Source organism: Microseira sp. BLCC-F43 (assembly GCF_041929235.1).
Taxonomy (GTDB): Bacteria; Cyanobacteriota; Cyanobacteriia; order Cyanobacteriales; family Aerosakkonemataceae; genus Microseira.
In genome coordinates this window covers 1-20425 of sequence record NZ_JBHFNP010000308.1, presented here as the reverse complement: position 1 = coordinate 20425, position 20425 = coordinate 1, and the positions used below count along the sequence as shown (strand labels likewise).

Below are 20425 nucleotides of genomic sequence, written 5' to 3'. Positions count from 1 at the left end.
TCAGGGGAAAGGGGATTTTATGAGTACGCTGGAAGCGGGGGTATTGCCACCGGGGACTAGGTTACGCGATCGCTATATAATTGAGCGGGTTTTAGGACAGGGAGGGTTTGGCGTCACCTACCTGGCTCAAGATATCGGGCGTTTCAACGAACCCGTCGCGATTAAAGAACTGACGCCCTTTGCCCAAGGTACTACTAGCTTGCAAAAAGCAGAAGAACTGTTTGAGCGAGAAGCGGCAATTCTCTACAAACTCAATCATCCCCAAATTCCCCGGTTTTGGGAATTCTTTCGCCAAGAGAAACGGCTGTTTTTAGCCCAAGATTATATTGCAGGCGAAACCTACCATTCTTTATTAAAGCAGCGAACCGGACGCGGCGCGAGCTTTAGCGAAGCAGAAATTATGCAACTGTTGCGAGATTTACTCCCCGTCTTAAGCTATCTGCATCGCAGCGGCGTGGTTCACCGCGATATCTCTCCGGATAATATTATCTTGCGATCGCATGACTTGCTTCCCGTTTTAATTGATTTGGGTGGCGTCAAGCAAATAGCGATGAATGTAGCTTATCAGCTAGCTGGAGGACACACTAGCAGCACTAACACCCGTTTGGGTAAACTTGGCTATGCGCCAGACGAGCAAATGCGATTGGGACATGTCGCACCTTATAGCGATTTATACGCTTTGGGCGTTACTGCTGTTGTTTTAATGACAGGTAAACAACCCCAAGATTTAATTGACCCCCATACAATGGAGTGGATTTGGGAGAAACAGCTAAGCGTCAGTTATCAAACGCGGCGAATTCTCAATCGCATGTTAGCAAACCAACCTGCCAAGCGGTTTCAATCCGCAGATGAAATCTTACAAATACTAGAATCAGGTGGAGTTGTAGCACCTTCAAAATATTCCAGCATCGACTATTCTGAAGACGAACCTGTCCCGCCAAAGAAACCAGAACCAGTTGGCGTATCTGAAATCAAAACTATATTTACTAACAATTCCGGGCAAGGGGCGCTATTAGATAATTCGCTGAAAGTGCCGCCGGAAATTCAAGGTTGGAATTGGGGTGCTTTTCTGCTACCGGGTGTTTGGTGTATCACCAATCGCGTTTGGATTGGACTGCTTGCTTGGACTGACCCAACTTTGATAATGTCTTTAGCGCTGCCTTGGTTGGCGATGGGATTTATTCTAGGCGTTAAAGGCAACGAATGGGCTTGGAAAAGTCGCAAGTGGGAAAGCGTTGCTGCTTTTCGTGCCCATCAAAGAGCGTGGGCAATTGTTAGTTTTGTCCTGATAGGACTTTTATTATTTTGCTTGTTGTGGATTGGTTTGATTGTATTTGTATGGTTAGGTTCAATAGGAAGATAATTGGCAGGTGAACTCACAAATAATTAACTCAAGTAGCAGCTAATGGCTAATGGCTAATGGCGAGATTGGTAAAAATGCTATATTAGCAATTAGCAATTAGCAATTAGCAAATTGCTTTAATTAATTCTACTTTTAGATAATATAACTATACCAACCTGTCATGCAAGCCCCCCAAATCTGCCAGTCAAGGGCGAAAAAGCCATCTTGCCTGTTATTCCTGAAACAGGCAAGACGCCTCTCATCCAAAAAGTCCCCCTACGCCTGATTTTGGTCGTGCCGTTCGTTTGGCAAATTTTTGCGGCTGTAGGAATAACAGGATATTTGTCCATACGCAATGGTTCCAAGGCAGTTAACGATGTGGCGACTCAATTGCGTCAGGAAGTCACTGCGCGAATTAAAGAACGTCTTGAAACTTATCTGGCAATGCCCCAACTTGTGAATCAAATTAATGCCGATAGCATTCGTTTGGGTGAGTTAGATATACAAAATTTTTCCCAAATGCAGCGCCATTTTTGGCAGCAAACTAAATGGTTTAAACAAGTAACCTATTTTAGTTTTGGCAACAATGCAGGGGAATTTATTGGGGTAGGACGCAACTCATATGGCAGCAATCGTATTGGCGTATCGGATAAATCTACCGGCTATTATCTCGTGGGTTATCAAGTGAATAGTCTGGGCGAACGCGGCAAGTTAATCGCTGACATATCGGTGGTAAAATATGACGCACGGGTGAGTCCTTGGTATCAAACTGCTATTAAAGCCGGTCAAACAACTTGGACGTCTATTTATGTTTGGACATCGGGAGATATTGGCATTGATTCTGTCACTCCGGTTTACAATAAAGGCAAGTTGCAGGGAGTGCTATCAGCTTCTCTGACTCTCTCAGAAATCGGGCAATTTCTCAGTAAATTAAAAATAGGAAAGTCGGGACAAACGGTGATTATCGAACGTTCTGGATTGATTGTCGCTACCTCTATTGCCGAAAAACTTTGTCGTCCAGCATCGCCACCAATAACAGGCAAGAAAAAAGTTCCAAGAATGAAGGGAAGCAATAAATGTCAGCGACTCAAACTAACAGAAAGTCGGGAACCGCTGATTCGATCTAGCGGGAAACATTTGCTCAAAGAATTTGGCGATTTAAATCAGATTCAAAATACCAAACAAACCATTTTAAATTGGGAAGGAAAGCGGCAATTCTTACAAGTTACGCCTTTCCGAAATTCTCAAGGATTGGATTGGTTAATCGTGGTAGTGGTGCCAGAATCTGACTTTATGGAGAAAATTAACGCCAATACTCGCACGACTATTTTACTATGTTTAGGGGCGTTAGTTATAGCGACTGGATTGGGAATTTTTACTTCGCGTTGGATTAGCAAACCGATATTGAAATTGCGGGATGCTAGTTTAGCGATCGCTTCTGGCAATCTCGAGCAAAATATTACCATCAACGGGGTAGAAGAACTGAGGGTTTTAGGGATTGCTTTCAATCAAATGGGAGAACAAATGAAACAATCCCGCATTCAGTTAGAGCAAAAAGTTGAAGAAAGAACCCAAGAACTCGCACAAGAAATACGCGATCGCACCCTGGCACAAGAAGCATTACGAGAAAGAGCAAATATCCTCAACAACCAATATCAAGTTTTAACAGAACTTGCTAAATATTCTACCTTGCATCAGGGCGATTTACAAGCGAGTTTGAAGAAATTAACCGAAGCAACGGCAACGACTTTAGCAGTAGAACGAGTCAGCGTATGGCTTTACGATGAAACGAAAACGAACTTGGTTTGTATCGATGTTTTCGAGCCAAGTTCAAAACAGCATAAAGCCGAAACTAAACTATTAGTAGCCGACTATCCAATTTATTTTAGATCGCTGGAAAGCGAGCCATTCATCTGTGCCAATAATGCCCTAACCGATCCGAGAACGAGAGAATTTAATCAATCTTATTTAAATCCTTTAAACATCAATTCCCTGTTAGATGTTCCGATTCAGCGCGGTGAGGAAATAATCGGCGTTGTATGCCTAGAACAAGTGGGATTTGCCCATAATTGGACGCTAGAAGCACAAAGCTTTGCTCGTTCCATCGCCGACTTAGTTTCCCTTGCCATCGAAAGCCGAAATCGCCGACAAGCAGAAATTGCGCTGCAACAAGCTAAAGAAGTGGCTGAAGTTGCCAATCAAGCAAAAAGCGAATTCCTCGCCAATATGAGTCACGAACTTCGCACCCCTCTCAACGGAATTTTGGGTTACGCTCAAATTCTGCAAAATTCACCAAAACTAGGAGAAAAAGAACGGAACGGCATCGAGATTATCTACGAGTGCGGCTGCCACTTGCTGACGTTAATTAACGATATCTTGGATTTATCTAAAATCGAAGCGAGGAAAATGGAATTATGCCCAAGCGATTTTCATTTTCCCTCCTTTGTGCAAGGTGTTGCACAGATGTGCCGCATCCGTGCCGAACAGAAAGATTTAAGTTTTATTTGCCAACTCGACCCCCATTTACCAATTGGCATTCGTGCAGATGAGAAACGCCTGCGACAAGTCTTGCTAAATTTATTAGGCAATGCGGTTAAATTCACCAAAGTTGGCTCGGTTACCTTTAGCGTCAGCGTCATCCAATCAGAATTACCAGATAAACAAGATAGGGAGCCTAAAAATTATCAAATTCGCTTTGCGATTAAAGATACCGGCGTTGGCATGACCCCGGAAGAATTAGAAAAAATATTTTTGCCCTTTGAACAAGTGGGGGACAATAAATTTAGATCCGAAGGAACGGGACTGGGACTAGCAATTAGCCAAAAAATTGTTCAAATGATGGGTAGTAACATTCAAGTGACGAGTCAAATTGGTGTAGGTAGCGAATTTTGGCTTGACTTTACCTTCCCCGTCGCCGTTGAATCGGTAGATTTTACTTGCAATAATCAAACAGGAGAAATTATTGGTTTTTCGGGTAAATCGCGGCAAATCCTTGTGGTCGATGACAGTCAGGAAAATCGCTCTGTAATTGTCAATTTGATCGGGCCTTTAGGATTTGAATTGACAGAAGCGACCAACGGAAAAGAAGCTTTAGAAATTCTCACACAGTTGAAACCAGACTTGATAATTGCTGACTTGGTGATGCCAGAAATAGATGGTTTTGAACTGATTCGTCGCATCCGAAAAACGCCAGAATTAAAAGACACGATTATTATTGCTTCTTCAGCCAGCGTGTATGAAAATGACCGGCATAAATGTATGGATTTTGGCAGTAATGACTTTTTAGCTAAACCGATCGAAGCAGAGATATTATTTGAGAAGTTACAAAAGTATTTGCAGTTGGAATGGATTTACGCTGCTAGGAAGTCAGAGGCAAGCAAACCAGCGACTCTAGAAGTGATTCCGCCGCCAGCAGCCGAACTAGAGAAACTTTACGATTTAGCGCTTAGAGGCCATTTAAAAGGGATTGCTAAACAGTTACAAAACATCGAGCAAATCGATGATAAATATCTGCCCTTTACGTCAGAAGTTAAAGAATTAGTACGCGGGTTTAAACTGAAAAAAATTAAGGAATTTATAGGTAGATATCGTTAGGTAATAGCTAATTGCTAATAGCTCATAGCTAATTGCTAATTGGTCATGGGAATATTTTACGGATATACTATTAGCCATTTCCTATTAGCAGTCCTAAAAGTGACAAATTAATGACTTTTAGGTTCTATTTGTTGTGCAGTTGCTTCTTTTTGAGCGGTAAAATTAACGGCGTTGGGAATTGAACTTAGGTTGATTTTACCTTTGAGAGTATTTCCATCTACTATCCCTTGAAGGATGAGAAACTGATTCTGACATGATTTTAGCTGGGGAACTGCACCGGACATCGACAATTTTTTCTCGCTGAATTTTCCGAGCAGCGAAGGTTTTTCCTTCACAATAGTTTGGGAATCGACATGGTTTTTGGTAGGCAATAAAGACCCGTTTAAATAAATGCCAGATTGCTGAATTTCTAGCACTAATGCTTCAGCTTGGAGACATCCGGGTAAATTTTTGGCGTCTATGCGATAGCGACCTTCAATAGGCGGGGAAGCTTTAAGACTGGACTCGCCGTAAGCTGTGACGACTTTAAACAGCACCACGACCGAACCAATAGCAACACCATAAAATATTAAAGACTTGAGGTTGAAGTGACTCATGTTGATTTTAGATTTTAGATTTTAGATTTTAGATTTGGGATGAAACGATCGATCGCTTGAGGGGGATTGTTATTGGTAAAACCCACCCCTACATCTCACTTGCTCACTTGCTCACTTGCTCACCTGCTTGCGTGTTTTCTTTCCCAAGTACGGAGGCGAGGTGAGAGGTAACTTGAGCGTAGCGGCGGGTAATTAATAGGGATGATTGACATTGGACGGCTAATTCATCGGTGTAGCGTCCTAAAGTTTGACGTTCGATACCCCAGGTGCGACTGGTACCGGCGATGGTGAGGTCAACGTTTTGGGACATTTCTACGACTGCTTGAATGGGTTCTGGAGCTTCTACAATTTGGATGTGGATGCGCGATCGCACTGCATCTGGCAATTGTTCCATTACCGTGCGAAATTCGTAACTCAAGTCATTTTGAGACTGATTCTGCTGATTTACCTGTAAAACCGTCAGGCGGCTGTTATCGTTATTAAATAGCAATCTTAAGGCAATTTCCAGTCCCAAATCGTCGTGGAAATTTGCCGAATATGCCACTAATAAATTTTCTAATTTTTCCTGTCCCCGATTGACAAAAACTGCTACATCTACAGGGGCGATGCTGAGAATTTGTCCTACTCTTCCACCCAAGCGATTTGTACTAAAAGCTGGGCGATGCCATCCTACTAAAATTAGATCGGCGCGATCGAGGACGGCGAGTTGTGCGGTTTCCCGCGCTACATCGTGGGAAATGCGAAAAATCGGATGCACCTGATGGCGCATTTCGGCAGGTTCTATACTGGCAATTAATTCGTCTAAACGCGATCGCCGTTCGTTTATTAACCTTTCTGCCTCAACGGGGGTACTTTGAAATAAATAATCTTCTTCTAATTCAATTAAGCTTAAGGGATGCACGATCGAGGGTTGCAATTTATTCCCCGCGATCGCAACTGCTAATTGCACTAACCCTTTCTGCGTGCTGGGATTGGCAACGGGGACTAAAATTCGATAAGTCGGGACGGGAGTTGCGGGTATTTGGGATGGTTCTGTTGTTTCCTCCGCCGTTTCCAATACGTCCAATTGAATCAGCTTTTTCGGATAAGTCCATTCCAGCAACGGCGAGGTCATAAATGTAGTCACCAATGCCATAATTACCAGCATGGTAAACAACAACGGCGTAATCACTCCTAAACTCAAACCGATATTTAATACAATTAGCTCGGTAAGTCCTCGCGTATTCATTAACCAACCCAGTGCAGAAGCTTCCCGATGTTCGATTCCAGAGACTCTTGCTGCTGCATAAGTGCCGACGTATTTACCTGCGATCGCAACTGCTAAAACTGCTAAACACAACAACCATAATTCGGGACGGTTAAGCAAACCGATTTGCGTCCTCAACCCGCTATAAGCGAAAAATACCGGCAACAGAAATATTAAAACAAAGTCTTCAGTTTTCTCGGCTAACTCGCGCACCAAACCGGCATTTTTTGGCATTGCCGCCCCTAATAAAAATGCTCCAAAAATCAGGTGAATGCCGATCCATTCGGTAATTAAGGCAGAAGCAACCACACCCATATAAATTAGTGCTAAAACTAACTGGGTGAGTCTTCCCGTGCGACGGTAGTAGGTGGCGAGTCGTTGCAAAAACCACCGCACCACCGTCAGCATGAAGGTGATATAAACCAGCGATTCGATAATAGTAGGTAAAGCGCCAGCCATGCTGTTAGTGCGCGTCACTGCGATTGCCACTGCTAGCAAACACCACGCCGTCACATCATCCACCGCCGCACAAGTTAGCGCCAAGGTTCCTAAGCGCGTACTTTGAAGGTTATTTTCGGTAATAATTCGCGCCAAGACTGGAAAAGCGGTAATCGACATTGCTGCCCCTAAAAATAGGGCAAAGGCAGTAAACGAAACGGTAGAATTGGAAACTAGCGGGTAAAGTAGCAAAGATAGCAAAGTTGCCAGGGAAAAAGGCACGATAATGCTAACATTTGATGTTAAAATAGCGACATCTAAGTTGCCTTTAAGATATTTTGGGTTTAATTCTAGGCCGATCAAAAACATAAAAAAGATCAGCCCTACCTGAGATAGCACATCGAGAAACGGAATAGTGTTTGCCGGGAACAATTGAGCGGCTAAATCTGGTGCAACCCAACCAAACAACGATGGCCCTAGCATTATACCCGCTACAATTTCGCCGATGACCAAGGGTTGATTTAGCCAGCGAAATACTAACCCCACCACTCGGGAAAGTCCAATGACAATCAGAACTTGAAGTAAAACTAGAACGACTGGGTGCATGGGAAAGCCTCTGGTATCTAATTGGAGGGTTTGAGAGGGTTAGCCCCCTAAGTTTACCGTCCAAGCCAGTCAGTGGCTAGCGATCGCATGTTAAGTTAAATTGCTGAGTGGCGCTCGCGCTCTTAATACTATCTTTAGCATTTCCCTGAGCCAAGGATTTAGATGTTGCTAAAATCTACCTCTTTTTCAGCGATCAATATATGATGAAACCCCAGGGAATAAGGTACTGCCATAAAATGCGCTATAAGTTTTGTTTTCAAGCCAAAAGTGCCTTAAAAAGTTAGCATTATTTCGGCAATCGCCAAATCTTGATAGTATGGTCTTCACTCCCACTAACAAGTGTGTTTCCATCTGGACTAAAAGCAACAGCATTAACTCGGTTTGAATGTCCAGTCAAAGTGCAAATTTCTTGCCCTGTTTTGCAATTCCACAGTTTAATACTTTTGTCCCAACTGCCACTAGCAAGGGTTTGTCCATCCTGACTGAAAGCAACAGTACGGACATAATTTGAATGCCCAGTCAAAGTACGAATTTCCTCTCCGGTTTTTACATTCCAAATTTTGATATTGCTGTCCATACTACCACTAGCAAGCGTTTGCCCATCAGGGCTGAAAGCGATGGAAAAAACCCCTCGTGAATGCCCAGTTAGAGTGCGAATTGCCTGTCCGGTTTTCAAATCCCACAACCAGATATTTTTATCCCAATTGCCAGCAGCAAGTATTTGTCCATTGGGACTGATGCTGAGAGATTGATCTTTGAGTCTATCGCTAGGAATTGTGTAAATTGCTTGTCCTGTGTTTAAATCCCACACTACGATTCCTTCACTGGAAAAAAGTTCTCCACTGCTACTAGCAAGTGTTTGTCCATCGGGGCTGATGGCAATAGAATCAAGCGACTTTGAATGCCCTGTCAGAGTGCGAATTAACTGTCCCGTGTTTAGATTCCACAGTTTAATAGTATAATTTTCTTCTTGATTAGCCATAGTCTGTCCATCCCAGCTCATAGCAGCAGGATATGAACCTGTAAAGGTGCGACTTAACTGCCCCGTATTTAGATTCCACAACCTAATAGTCCCATCATTGCTGCTACTAACAATAGTCTGTCCATCTGGGGTAACGGCGACAAAATAAACCGGGTTTGTATGCCCAGTCAAAGTGTTGGTTAGATCAACTTTTTCCCAAGCGAACGTTTTGGTTTGCATCATTTCAATTCCTTATTGTTGGATTTATTTTGGTCTGTATGTTGAAGAGGCGCGTTTTTATTAATCTGTTACCAATGTTTCAAACTGGTAAACTTGGCGAGACTCTTGGCGCACGCGCCCGGATATTGCTGCTTGCTGCAAAGTCATAAAAGCGTTGAAATCTTCCACGTCGTATTTAGCTTTTAAAAGCTGGCGGAGTTGATTTTCTGCGGCTACACTCAGATAGCCAGTGGCAAGAGCTTGTTGCACAATGTCTCGGATTAAAACCATACTCAATAATGTCAAAATATTGTGAATCTCGCCTGTTACTCATGGAAAAAATGACTGTTTTATGCCAGCGATCCAAAATTTAGTTATGTAACGAAATACATCACGGCTGGTGGATCGCTGGCAACGTCAATCCACCTTTGTTTCTCGGAAAAATCTTCGCGAATGTTGTAGTAGCACGGCAAGCATAAAATGTTAGCTTGGACAAAATATTTCGCTTGTTCCCTAGTCGCAGCGATCCCAAGGCAAACACCAAAGTTTCTCTGAAAAATCTTCGACTTGGAACTGTAGATATGCCTCCCTTCCGCACTCGCGTTCGCAGCAAGAAACTAAGGTGATAGGAGCCTTGGCAATTACGCAGTCTGATCCTCCAAAAGTTTGACTTTTTCTGCTAATGCCAATATTGTCTTTTGTTGCTCTTTCAGCGCTTGAGTTAAGACGGCTACGATATCCATCGGACTAAGTGCTTTTCTGTCAGAAGTTGCCACCAAGTCTGGAACATCTTCCGCAATAAATCCAATATGCAGATTTTTTTCGCTATCTGCTTTGTAATTGAATTTAACCGGGTTGAGTTTTTCTAATGCTGCAACGGCTTCTTTTCCGGAAAGTTCGGCAATATTCTCCTTTAATTCCCTCGATGAACCTTGGGTTAAAGTGCCACCGACGTGGACATTGCCATTGGGGAACATCGTCAGCGGAGTAATATAGGGTAAAAAATTTCCCGATGCCGAAGTATTAACATCAAAGCGCAACATACCAGCATCCAAAGGCATTCGCCAAAGTCCCCCCTCAGTTAGCGAGCGATCGCTTTCACGGAAGGCTAAAGGAACAGCCCCATCTTCGATTGTAAGACGAGCGTATTGTGGATTCGTTGTCCCGATACCAACTTTACCTAATTTTAGGCTGATTGAGCGTCTCCAAGTACCATCATATTTGTCATAGAAGTTAACCGGATAACTGGTACCATCGCTGTCTAAATTGATGGCAAACCTTTCATTTCCGGCAGAATCTCTGGCTCCAAAAAATGTAGAAACACTCTGAGCGACGATGGGGACATTGTTCGGGAATCCTCCCGGCGCTACAACATGTAACCGATTTTGTGGCGCAGAGGTTCCAATGCCGATGTTGCCTGTGTTTTTAATTGTCAGCAAATCTCGAGTGTCAGCCTCATTTGGTTGCCAGACAAATTTTGTTTGTCCGCTTTCTAGTCCGTAATGAGCAAAGGCAAAGAAATTGTCAGTGCCACCGTCATAACCAAAATCATGTCCTACTCCAGAGATGGCAAACAATTTAATATTTCCTCTGAACGATGGATCGGATATGTGTAATTTAGCGTCAGTATTACATACGCCGATGCTGACAGTTTTAGTTACACAAAGGTTGTCGTTGATTGTTGCGTCATTAGGCGCGTTTTGGTCGGACATGGTTTCGTCCTTAGCATTCATCATTTGCTCTGACATAATTTCCTCTTTGGTATTGCATACAGCGGATTGCAAGCTCGTCTAGGGAAAGCGTTATCGCGCTCGTTTGTCAAGCGCGCACCCTTAAGGGTGCGCGCTTGACAAACGAAGCCTATTGGCTGTACTTCACACGAAAAGCAATCCGCTATAAAAGGAGATTCAGTTCGCTTAAACTACTTCGCTTGTGAACCTCGCCTGTTACTCGCGTAAAAAACGGCTGTTTTATGTGAAAAAGTCAAAGATTAAGTTATGTAACAGAATGCATAACTGCCCCAGGAGCGGACAGAGTGGTAAGAAGGAGACTTACATCTTCTTGCACCAGATGCCCACAGCTCTTATGCCTGGGGCTGTACAAACAAAGTCCGCCGACGCGGACTAACCATTTTCAAGCCTGCGTAGGCAGGCTTGGGTTGTATAGCTGCACCCTTAAGGGTGTGAGCGATCGCCGGTGCAAGATGTGAGGAGAGAAACACCAATTCTCTCTGGATAGATGTCATCAGTTGTATTCCCTGGGAGGCTTTCAGCGATCATGAGCGAGCGACTCGAACAGCTTGTTGTTGCAGCGCGACACCACGAGGCGCACAGCCAAAAGGGTCAGTTTGTGTTAATCCAGTTGGTCGAGGAAATTTTGCGATCGCGCACAATTTGCCGTCCGCTTCTGGGTCAACCTTTATCTCCGGTTCAAACAGAAATTTATGACCAAGTAAAAGCACACCTTTTATCCGAACTAAGTCAGCAACTCGACAGTTACAACCCGACGCAAATCCCTATCAGAACGTGGGTTAGCGAACTGCGACATCAGGCGGAAAGAAAAATTTTAGATGACTCAAAACTCAAACAGTTAGCATTAGAAATACAACAACATGTTTCTCCTTCTGACTTGCGGCGTCACTTGTTAGGAGAATTGGTAGAAGCCATTCTGCTTTCAGGTAGGCTTTGTCGTCCCCATCGCGAGAAATTTTTACCTCAAATTTACGAACTTATCTATGAAGAAGCCGTGGTTAAAACTCTAGCCTATGTCTGCCAAAATATCGACCATTACGACGCAAACCGAGGTCAGAACCAAAAATTTATGAACTGGGTAAATTTCCGTTTAGATCGACTCGTTATAGAGTCCCGTCGGGAATTTAGCGAACCGATGGTGCAAAATTTGCCTACCCTTGCACAACTGGAAAATTTGCCCCAACCTCGCTCGGACTTTTTACTCGAACAAACCAAGGAGTATATCGAAAACGACCCGGATAATATTTTTCGGCAGCACCATATTCGAGATCGACCCGATGCCAATTTTCGCGCGATCGCTCTCTCCAGATTTGCTGGCAAAAGCTGGGAAGAAATATCCAAGGATTTTGGCATCAAAATCCCCACTTTGAGTTGTTTCTTTCAGAAATGTTGCAGCAAATTTCGTTCTAACTTCCAAGATTATTTGGATTTAGAATAACAGCGTCCAGCCAGTCGCATTTTCCCTGGCAATGTAAATTTTTGATAAAGTTTACCAACTTTACATAAAAGACCTCACTTTCGCCAGAGTAATGCGTAGAATTTAAACAGAAACAAATATGGACACCGGACAAACAGAGCGAATTCTCAAATACCGCAACGTACTTGAATCATTAGTTGCCCAAGAAACCTCTCGGCAACTAATGAATCTGCCGCCAAAGTTGGTCAAATATATCAATCCAGCACAAGTTATTGCCTATGCACTAAATCGTTTACCGCCTCTTTATGCTACCAGTTTTGAAGGATGGCAGCGGCAACAAAAGCGCGCTACCGAGGAATTAGGAAACCAGATTACCACAGCAGTGCGTCAGGGATTAGCAGCAGTACAGCGAGATCCGTTGAAGCGTGTAACACCCTTAATTGTGGTAGAAGAAATTAAACCACAAGAAATGCAGATCAAGTGTTAATAACTCGTTTTTATAATAACCTGTAAAAACGGGTTTTAGCTTTAAGCTCAACTGGAAAACAACAGCTAATTTACATTATGCTGATGAATACATAACTGCGTTGGCAACAGCCTGCGTAGGCGCATCTTAGAGCATCTGCCATCCTTCTAATACAACCTCTTTCCAAGCATCTTACAGGGAATTTTACTTTCACGCAGGAACAAACCATGAACGCATCCATCTCACCTCTAACCTTTACCACCCCGCTAGGATTGACCGCTCATGCCAAAGCGGAAGAATTTCGACAACATCACTATCATTCTGATAAAGCAAAACAGGTTTATTTGAATACTTTGGCGGTGTATGCGGTAGAAGTTTACTTGAAATACCGGGAGTTTGAGACAGATTGGGAACATAGCGATAGTTACGATCCGATAATGCAGGGGTTAATGAATGTGGCGGATTTGCTGGTGTCAGATTACGGCAAGTTAGAATGTAGATATGTATTACCTAAAGCTGAGGTTGTGGAAATTCCAGAAGAAGTTTGGACAGAGAGAATAGGCTATGTTGCGGTACAATTAAATGAATCATTGCGAGAAGCGAAATTACTGGGATTTGTTGATAGCGTGACGACCAAAGAATTGCCGCTGAACCAGTTGCGATCGCTCGAAGAACTACCAGCGCATATCAGCCAATTTCAGCGATTACGATCGCAACCAACTTCTATCAACCTCAGCAAATGGATACAAAATAGCTTTGATACTGGTTGGCAAACCCTAGAAGCATTGTTTGATTCTCCCCCATCGGGGTTAGCATTTAATTTTAGGCAATCACCGGCAACCAATATTGAGCGAGGTAAATTGCTAAAGTTGGAACAAGCAGGTCAGCAAGTCGCGTTATTAGTAGGATTAATACCTACTCAACAGTCAGAAATAGATATCTCAATCGAAGTCTACGCTTTAGGCACTCAAGCTAAACTGCCACCGCATCTACAGCTTATATTATTTGACGAGACTGGCACATCAGTCATGCAAGCAGAGGCGGGTGGTAGCGAAAGTTTAGAATTTCAGTTTAGCGGCGAACCTGGAGAAAGCTTTGGCGTCAAAGTTACACTAGGAGATGTTAGCATTACTGAAAACTTTATAATTTGAGATCGTAAGCAGGCATTTTCCTTAAAGCAACTCAAAAAGTATGGTAAAATGCCTTCAATCACTATGAGCAAGTTAGTTGTTCTAGAACTCGATGGCGATTTTGAGCAGCAGGGTTTTCGCGTCACTTTAGAGATAGGTGCAGATGGCGATGACTCTGTAAATCGCTATGGTTTACAGCAACAAACTATCAAAATCAAGGGTAACTTACCTGCTAATCCAGAACTCGCGGCAATTTTACAACAACACTGGCAAGAAAAATATCGTAGCTTAGGCGCACCTGCACGGCGGATTAAAACCAAAAAAATTATCCATAAAGGATCGATTAATCAACGGATTAAAGAATGCCGCGAATCGGCTTATCAGTTGCAATATAATCTTAATTCATGGCTTAAATCTGAATCGTTTCGCGAAATAGATAGTCGCTTGCGCGAAGAACTACACCCTGGAGAAGCGATTAGATTTCTAATTCGTACTGACGATTTTCACCTGCAAAAACTTCCTTGGCATCTGTGGGATTTTTTTGAACGATACCGTTTAGCAGAAGTGGCTTTAAGTCCTTTAGAATCTAAAACGGGTGGGAATTATAGGCAAAAAAATCCGCGTAAATCCTGCATCAAACTATTAGTAATTTTAGGCCATAAAGAAGGGATTGATATTGATGCTGACCTTTGCTTGTTAAAAAATTTACCTCAAATCGAACCCGTGGTTTTGATTGAACCACAAGCTCGGGAAATAAACAATCAGCTTTGGGAACAATCCTGGGATATTATCTTTTTTGCCGGACATAGTGAAACCGAGGGAGAAACGGGGCGAATTTATATCAATCCTAACGACAGCATTACTATTCAAGAGTTGTGGTATGGTTTGAGGAAAGCGGTGGAACGCGGGTTGAAGTTGGCAATTTTTAACTCTTGCGATGGGTTAGGATTAGCGCGACAACTCGACGATTTGCAAATTCCGCAAATGATTGTAATGCGGGAGTTAATACCCGATCGCGTCGCGCAAGAATTTTTAAAACATTTTCTTCGCGCATTTGCTGGCGGTAAGTCATTGTATTTAGCAGTGCGGGAAGCAAGACAGCGACTGCATGATGAACTTGAGCGAGAATTTCCTTGTGCGAGTTGGTTACCTGTAATTTTTCAACATCCTGCTTTTATACCGCCAACTTGGCAACAATTAAAGGGAATTAATCGCCGCCAATTGCCAATTCCTTTGATTGCCAGTGTAGCTGTTACTGTTTTAATTGTAGGAATGCGATCGCTCTCCTTATTCCAAGGTTTGGAGTTGCAAGCGTTTGATTGGCTAATGCGATCGCGACCAAACGAACCGCCAGATCCGCGCCTGTTGGTAATAACAGTAACAGAAAAAGATGTTCAAAACCAGAATCCGCAGGAAAGAAGAGGTGCATCTCTATCAGACCGCGCACTTGCACAATTGTTAAAAAAACTACAGCAGTATCAACCGCAAGTTATCGGTTTGGATATTTATCGCGATTTTCCCGTCGATCCAAAACATCCAGAATTAGCCACTTATTTACAGCAAAATCAGCATTTGATTGCTGTATGTGAAGTCGGCGAAACCGACAAACATCCCGGTATTAGACCCCCGGCGGAAGTTCCAAAAGATCGCCTAAGTTTTAGCGACTTTCCAGTTGACCCCGATGGCGCGATTCGTCGTCAGTTCTTAGGAATGGCGAGCGATCCTAAGTCTTTTTGTATTACGGATACATCTTTCAGCTTCCAAGTTGCACAAGTTTATTTAGCTGACAAGGGTATCAATTACAAACGAACCCCGCAAGGGGATTTGCAGGTTGGTAAAGTTGTTTTTAAGAAACTTAAACCCGATACAGGTGGTTACCACGAATTAGATACGCTGGGTTACCAAGTTCTACTTAATTACCGCTCTCGTTCAGTAGCAAAAACAATAAGTCTTACGGAGATTTTGAGCGATAGAATTGACGCTGAACTACCCAATTTAGTTAAAGGTCGCATTGTGCTAATTGGCACCACAGCTCAAAGTTTTAAAGATTATTTTCCCACACCTTACAGCACGGGAAATTGGCAAGATAAAATGCCAGGGGTGATGATTCAGGCACAGATGACCAGTCAGATTATTAGCGCTGTTCTAGATGGACGACCCTTGATTTGGTGGTGGTGTGCTTGGGGTGAAATTTTTTGGATTTGGGGTTGGTCTTTGGTGGGAGGCGTAGTAGCTTGGTATATGCGATTCCGCAAAGCGGATATGCCTCCGGCACGCTTACGCGAACGCCCTTTGGGCGAATCGCCTCTACTTTTGGGATTAATTAATGGCGTCGCACTTGGCACTTTATATGGACTGTGCTTAGTATTTTTACTCAACGGTGGTTGGGTACCACTCGTCCCGTCGGCATTAGCTTTAATATTTACTAGCGGCACCCTAGTAATTTTTGCGGGATTTAAAGCAAAGTAATTGTAGTAAGTACTAGAACTTTAAATCGCAATTTAACTTTGATGAAATTACCTCGTCTGCCCATAATGCCTATTACCTGGGTATTTATTAGTTTAACAACTTACCCTGCACCAATCTGGGCAAATTCTCCTGGATTAGTTAACAATCTTCTTACACCCCAAACAAAACAAACCGCACAGGAGAAACCCGATTTTTCAGGTGAAGGAAGATCTGGTCGCCGCACGGGAGGAGGAAGCCGTAACTCCTGCCTATCTAAAGAGCCACCACTGACAGCTTTATCGCCCGTTAATAACTGGGGAAAAACAGTTTTAGCCTATCCCACCTTTTGGTTTTACGTTCCCTATTCTGCCCAAGAAGCCTCCTTGGGAGAGTTTATATTGCAGGAAGAAGGAGGAAAAGATATCTACCGAACTGGGTTTACATTACCCGGAACTCCTGGTTTCGTTAGCGTTACCCTTCCGCCTACAGCAACAGCCTTAGAAATTAACAAATCCTATCGTTGGTACTTCAAACTTTATTGCTCAGAGCAGAAATCATCTGGTTCTAATTTTGTGGAAGGATGGGTACAACGAGTTGAATTAACACCCATTCTTGAGCAACAGTTAAAAGCAGCTTCATCACAGGAATACATTGTCTATGCCAATAATCTGATCTGGTATGATGCTATAGCCAATCTAGCTAAACTTCGCCAGCAAAATCCCTCAAATTATACACTGGCGCATGACTGGAATAACCTGCTGCAATTGAGAGGAATTGCCTTGGAAGAATTTAACCGAGAACCCTTTGCTGGCAGTGTAAATCAATTTTAGATTCAGGAGGGTAATCTTGACAGCAAAAATTCAGGAATTACGCAACGACAATATAGCGGTTTGTGACTTGGTGGAATACAGTATTTGTCTAATAGACATCTTGCAAAAATATACATCCCGCCCGGAAATAAATTTCCGGATTGTAGAGACGTTACATGTAACGTCTCTACAAGTCGGTTTTAACCGACTAAATACAATGAAACCAGTCCGTTTTAACGGACTTGAGCTGTTAGCCAGGGAATTTATTCCCTGGCGGGGTTTGATACTGGCGGGGTTTGATACTAAGTCCTCAATTGTTAAAGCCAATTGCCGATTAAAACGTAAGAAGCCCAGAAATAAGGACGTTTCCAGTCTTGACTTTTATGATTCCAAAGAGCTTTTTGAGCAAGCTGGAGAGCTTCAGCTTTTGTCACTTTAGTATTAACTAACTGTCGATAAAACTCACTCATTAGTTCCGCAGTGGACTCATCATCTATTGACCACAAAGTAGCCAGGGTACTGCGCGCCCCCGCCCGCACGGCTATACCAGCAAGTCCCAATGCTGCTCGCTTGTCTCCAGTAGCGGTTTCGCAGGCACTAAGAACAAGTAATTCGATGGGGCTAGATTTTTTAGATTCGTTAATTCGGAGTAAATTATCCAAATCTCTCACTTTCAGCAGTTGATTCCAGGTGAGAATATAAGTTTCTTCGATTTTGGAACTAAACTTGCCGTGAGTTGCCATGTGAACTATGGAATACGTTCTTTCTTTGATTTTATTTTCCAGGTTTGTTTTGGTAAATGTTTGATTGAATAGGGCATGGTTTTTGGGTATTTCAGATTGAATTTGTTGCAATTCTAAGCTGACATTTTCGAGTTTGGCAAACTCTCTGCCTTCAATTTGACGTTTTTCGCTTACACCAGCCATTAAGGCATTTAAACGGTTTGGTTGTAACGGTTTGGGTTCAATAAGTTGCAAACCTGGTGCTAATGCGATCGCATACTTTTCTACTAAATACTTTTCGCCGTCATCAAGCACCGCCATCGGTATATTCCGCAACTCACCATCGAGTACGAATACCAGCGTTTTTATCCCACTTTCTTCGAGTTCTTTTTCCAAAGATTGAATCAACCACCCATAAACTTTTCGGGACAATTTCTTCACATCATCAGTGCGATCCGGTTCTCTTAAATATTGCTCCAATTCCGCCAAGGTAGTTTCAACTTCGTTCTGAGATTGATATGTCACGTAACGGTGCAGTTTTTCCCCCTTGGGCAATTTGAGGATAATCTCTAATCTATCTGATAAAATAATCGGGTAAATAGCTGCTGTTGTGGGATTGTCTTGCTCAACAATGCGGTCAATTTGTTCTGGTTTGGCATCTAAACACGCCGCGCGAAAGAAGTTTTCTAATTCTGCTAATTGCAGAGCTTCAATAGCGTCACGAGCTAGCTTGAGATTGTCTTGAATCGGCTCAACGTTTCCTTCAGTTCGCAACAGCAAATCGACTAACTGCCGATAAACGGGTTCGACTCGATCTCGAAACTCAAACTGAACGTTTGGATCGATTGCAACTAAATCGTAGCGCAGGGATTGAAGGGTTTGGACTGCGCTGGTGTAAGATGCGATCGCTCCACTAATATTTCCTTGTTTCTTCAGTAAAATTCCTAGCTGCCATTGCCAACGATAAGCTATATCTGGCGCTGCAATAGTTTGAGCTAGAAACAAAGCTTGTTCAGTCATAAGAAGCGCATCGGACAACTGCTGCGTTTCTTCGTACACCCCGCCCAAGATACCTAACGCATAGGATTCTACTCTGCGATCGCCTAAATTTTTCGCCCGTCGCACCGATGCAGCCAAAAGCTGAGCGATATCTTGATAGTTAACTATTTTCCCCCTTGCCTTTCCCAGTTTTATTAAACTCTCAGCCAACTGAATTTGAGCATAAATCCCCGTTCGAGTCTCAGGCAAATTAGCAATCTGAGATTGAATTTGTTCCGATAACGATAAGGCAGCATCTAGCTGTTTGTCTTCCAACAATAAACTTAATTGATGCAGCTTTGCTTGCACTTGTATGCTTGGTAAAGTAGAAGTAGCAACCGCAAGCTTGTAGAACTCTAACGCAGCTTCGATATCGCCACTCGCCCTCGCCGTATTGCCCAAACTAATTAGAATATCAGCTTCAGCTTGTGAAGATTGTATCGCTTGAGCAACTGTCAAACTTTGTTGCAAAATTTGTCGCGAAGCTTCTAAATCACCCACAACTCGCAAGACGTTACCCAAACTGCGTAATGCTGTAGCTTTGAGCAGAGAATTTGGTTGATTTTCCAGCAGTTTGATACTTTCAGTTAAAGTATTGCGAGCTTGACGATAAAGCCCCAAAGCTTGCAAAGCTTGAGCAGAGTTGATGCGACTTTTCATTACTCCAATGGGCGAGCTGATTTGGGCATAAAGTTCACCCGATCTTTGCCAAGTTATCAGAGCATCTTGAGCTTTTCCCCGCGATAATTGTAGGCGACCTTTTACATCTAAAGCTTGGGCGAAAACTTGCTTTTGCTCGTTAGATATTCCCAGATTTCGCCCAGTTTCTAATAAGTTTAGACTTTGAGCGATCGCATCTTCTGCTTTTTCCCACTGTCCGAGTTGCTGATAAGCTAAAGATAGATTGCTCAACGCGATCGCTTGTCTTAGTTCATCCCCAGTACCAGCAAAAACCTCGATTGCCCGTTGCAACAACAAAACTGCTTCATTAAACCTTTCCTGTTCGTACAAATTTCTACCTTGTTCAACCAACCTTTCCCCATCAGGTAAACTTTGAACAATAGACTTCTCCAAAAATTCTTGTGGAGTGATATCTTGTGGAGTGATATCTTGTGGAGTGATATCTTGTAGGGTGATACCTTGTAGGGTGATATCTTGTAGGGTGATATCTTGTGGAGTGATACCTTGTAGGGTGATATCTTGTAGGGTGATACCTTGTAGGGTGATACCTTGTAGGGTGATATCTTGTAGGGTGATACCTTGTAGGGTGATATCTTGTAGGGTGATATCTTGTAGGGTGATATCTTGTAGGGTGGGCGTCTCGCCCGCCTTTGAGTTTCTTGAAACGAGATATCTAATAGTGTTTTCCGCAGCCAAATATGCTCTGGTGGGTGGCAATATTCCCGTACCCAAAAACATAGTCAAAAGCAACAAAAGAGTTCCTCGACGATATATACAGCGGATTGCAAATGAGTGAGGAAAAGCCTTACGGCTTCGTTTGTGTAGCGGCACCCGGAAGGGTGCCGCGACACAAACGAAGCCCTATAATATAAGGCGGCAATCTGCTATAACAATCCCCACCAGCAACAGCCGGCGGCGGACTCAACCCAAAAAACCACGCAGCTGCCAAAACAAAATTTTG

At 43.1% G+C, this 20425-nt stretch carries 14 protein-coding genes; 7 read left to right on the top strand and 7 right to left on the bottom strand.

Going from position 1 to position 20425, the window contains the following annotated elements; translation table 11 throughout:
* Window positions 1-19 precede the first annotated feature (19 nt).
* Window positions 20-1363: a protein kinase gene (locus ACE1CM_RS41105; RefSeq protein WP_374884947.1), complete on the top strand. Its 1344-nt coding sequence runs from the start codon at window positions 20-22 to the stop codon at window positions 1361-1363.
* A 204-nt stretch (window positions 1364-1567) separates the two neighbouring features.
* Window positions 1568-4936 carry a response regulator gene (locus tag ACE1CM_RS41100; RefSeq protein WP_374884945.1) on the top strand — a complete coding sequence of 1123 codons (3369 nt, stop codon included), beginning with the start codon at window positions 1568-1570 and terminating at the stop codon, window positions 4934-4936.
* A 107-nt stretch (window positions 4937-5043) separates the two neighbouring features.
* On the opposite strand, the gene ACE1CM_RS41095 is transcribed toward ACE1CM_RS41100, so the two are convergent.
* From ACE1CM_RS41095 to ACE1CM_RS41070, 6 genes are all read right to left on the bottom strand, one after another.
* Window positions 5044-5532 (bottom strand): hypothetical protein, encoded by a 489-nt coding sequence (locus tag ACE1CM_RS41095; RefSeq protein WP_374884943.1) that lies wholly within the window; start codon window positions 5530-5532, stop codon window positions 5044-5046.
* A gap of 103 nt (window positions 5533-5635) precedes the next feature.
* Complete coding sequence (locus ACE1CM_RS41090; protein WP_374884941.1) at window positions 5636-7822, bottom strand: cation:proton antiporter; 2187 nt, start codon at window positions 7820-7822, stop codon at window positions 5636-5638.
* 286 nt (window positions 7823-8108) lie between these two features.
* On the bottom strand, window positions 8109-9026 hold the full coding sequence (locus ACE1CM_RS41085) for a WD40 repeat domain-containing protein (RefSeq protein WP_374884939.1): 918 nt from the start codon (window positions 9024-9026) through the stop codon (window positions 8109-8111).
* A 57-nt stretch (window positions 9027-9083) separates the two neighbouring features.
* On the bottom strand, window positions 9084-9293 hold the full coding sequence (locus ACE1CM_RS41080; RefSeq protein WP_374884937.1) for a hypothetical protein: 210 nt from the start codon (window positions 9291-9293) through the stop codon (window positions 9084-9086).
* Between the two features lie 350 nt (window positions 9294-9643).
* The gene (locus ACE1CM_RS41075; RefSeq protein WP_374884936.1) at window positions 9644-10750 is read right to left on the bottom strand and encodes a tail fiber domain-containing protein; all 1107 of its coding nucleotides are present in this window, start codon (window positions 10748-10750) and stop codon (window positions 9644-9646) included.
* Window positions 10751-11085: 335 nt separating this feature from the next.
* On the bottom strand, window positions 11086-11247 hold the full coding sequence (locus tag ACE1CM_RS41070; protein ID WP_374884935.1) for a hypothetical protein: 162 nt from the start codon (window positions 11245-11247) through the stop codon (window positions 11086-11088).
* A gap of 32 nt (window positions 11248-11279) precedes the next feature.
* On the opposite strand from ACE1CM_RS41070, the gene ACE1CM_RS41065 reads away from it, so the two are divergent.
* From ACE1CM_RS41065 to ACE1CM_RS41045, 5 genes are all read left to right on the top strand, one after another.
* The gene (locus ACE1CM_RS41065; protein WP_374884933.1) at window positions 11280-12191 is read left to right on the top strand and encodes a hypothetical protein; all 912 of its coding nucleotides are present in this window, start codon (window positions 11280-11282) and stop codon (window positions 12189-12191) included.
* A 118-nt stretch (window positions 12192-12309) separates the two neighbouring features.
* Window positions 12310-12657, top strand: a complete 348-nt coding sequence (locus ACE1CM_RS41060) for a late competence development ComFB family protein (RefSeq protein ID WP_374884931.1) — start codon at window positions 12310-12312, stop codon at window positions 12655-12657.
* 206 nt (window positions 12658-12863) lie between these two features.
* On the top strand, window positions 12864-13787 hold the full coding sequence (locus tag ACE1CM_RS41055) for a DUF1822 family protein (RefSeq protein ID WP_374884929.1): 924 nt from the start codon (window positions 12864-12866) through the stop codon (window positions 13785-13787).
* A 48-nt stretch (window positions 13788-13835) separates the two neighbouring features.
* Complete coding sequence (locus ACE1CM_RS41050; protein WP_374884927.1) at window positions 13836-16235, top strand: CHASE2 domain-containing protein; 2400 nt, start codon at window positions 13836-13838, stop codon at window positions 16233-16235.
* 41 nt (window positions 16236-16276) lie between these two features.
* A complete protein-coding gene (locus ACE1CM_RS41045) occupies window positions 16277-17044 on the top strand; it encodes a DUF928 domain-containing protein (protein ID WP_374884926.1) in 768 nt (255 codons plus the stop codon).
* A gap of 296 nt (window positions 17045-17340) precedes the next feature.
* On the opposite strand, the gene ACE1CM_RS41040 is transcribed toward ACE1CM_RS41045, so the two are convergent.
* The gene (locus ACE1CM_RS41040; protein WP_374884924.1) at window positions 17341-20217 is read right to left on the bottom strand and encodes a CHAT domain-containing protein; all 2877 of its coding nucleotides are present in this window, start codon (window positions 20215-20217) and stop codon (window positions 17341-17343) included.
* Window positions 20218-20425 lie beyond the last annotated feature (208 nt).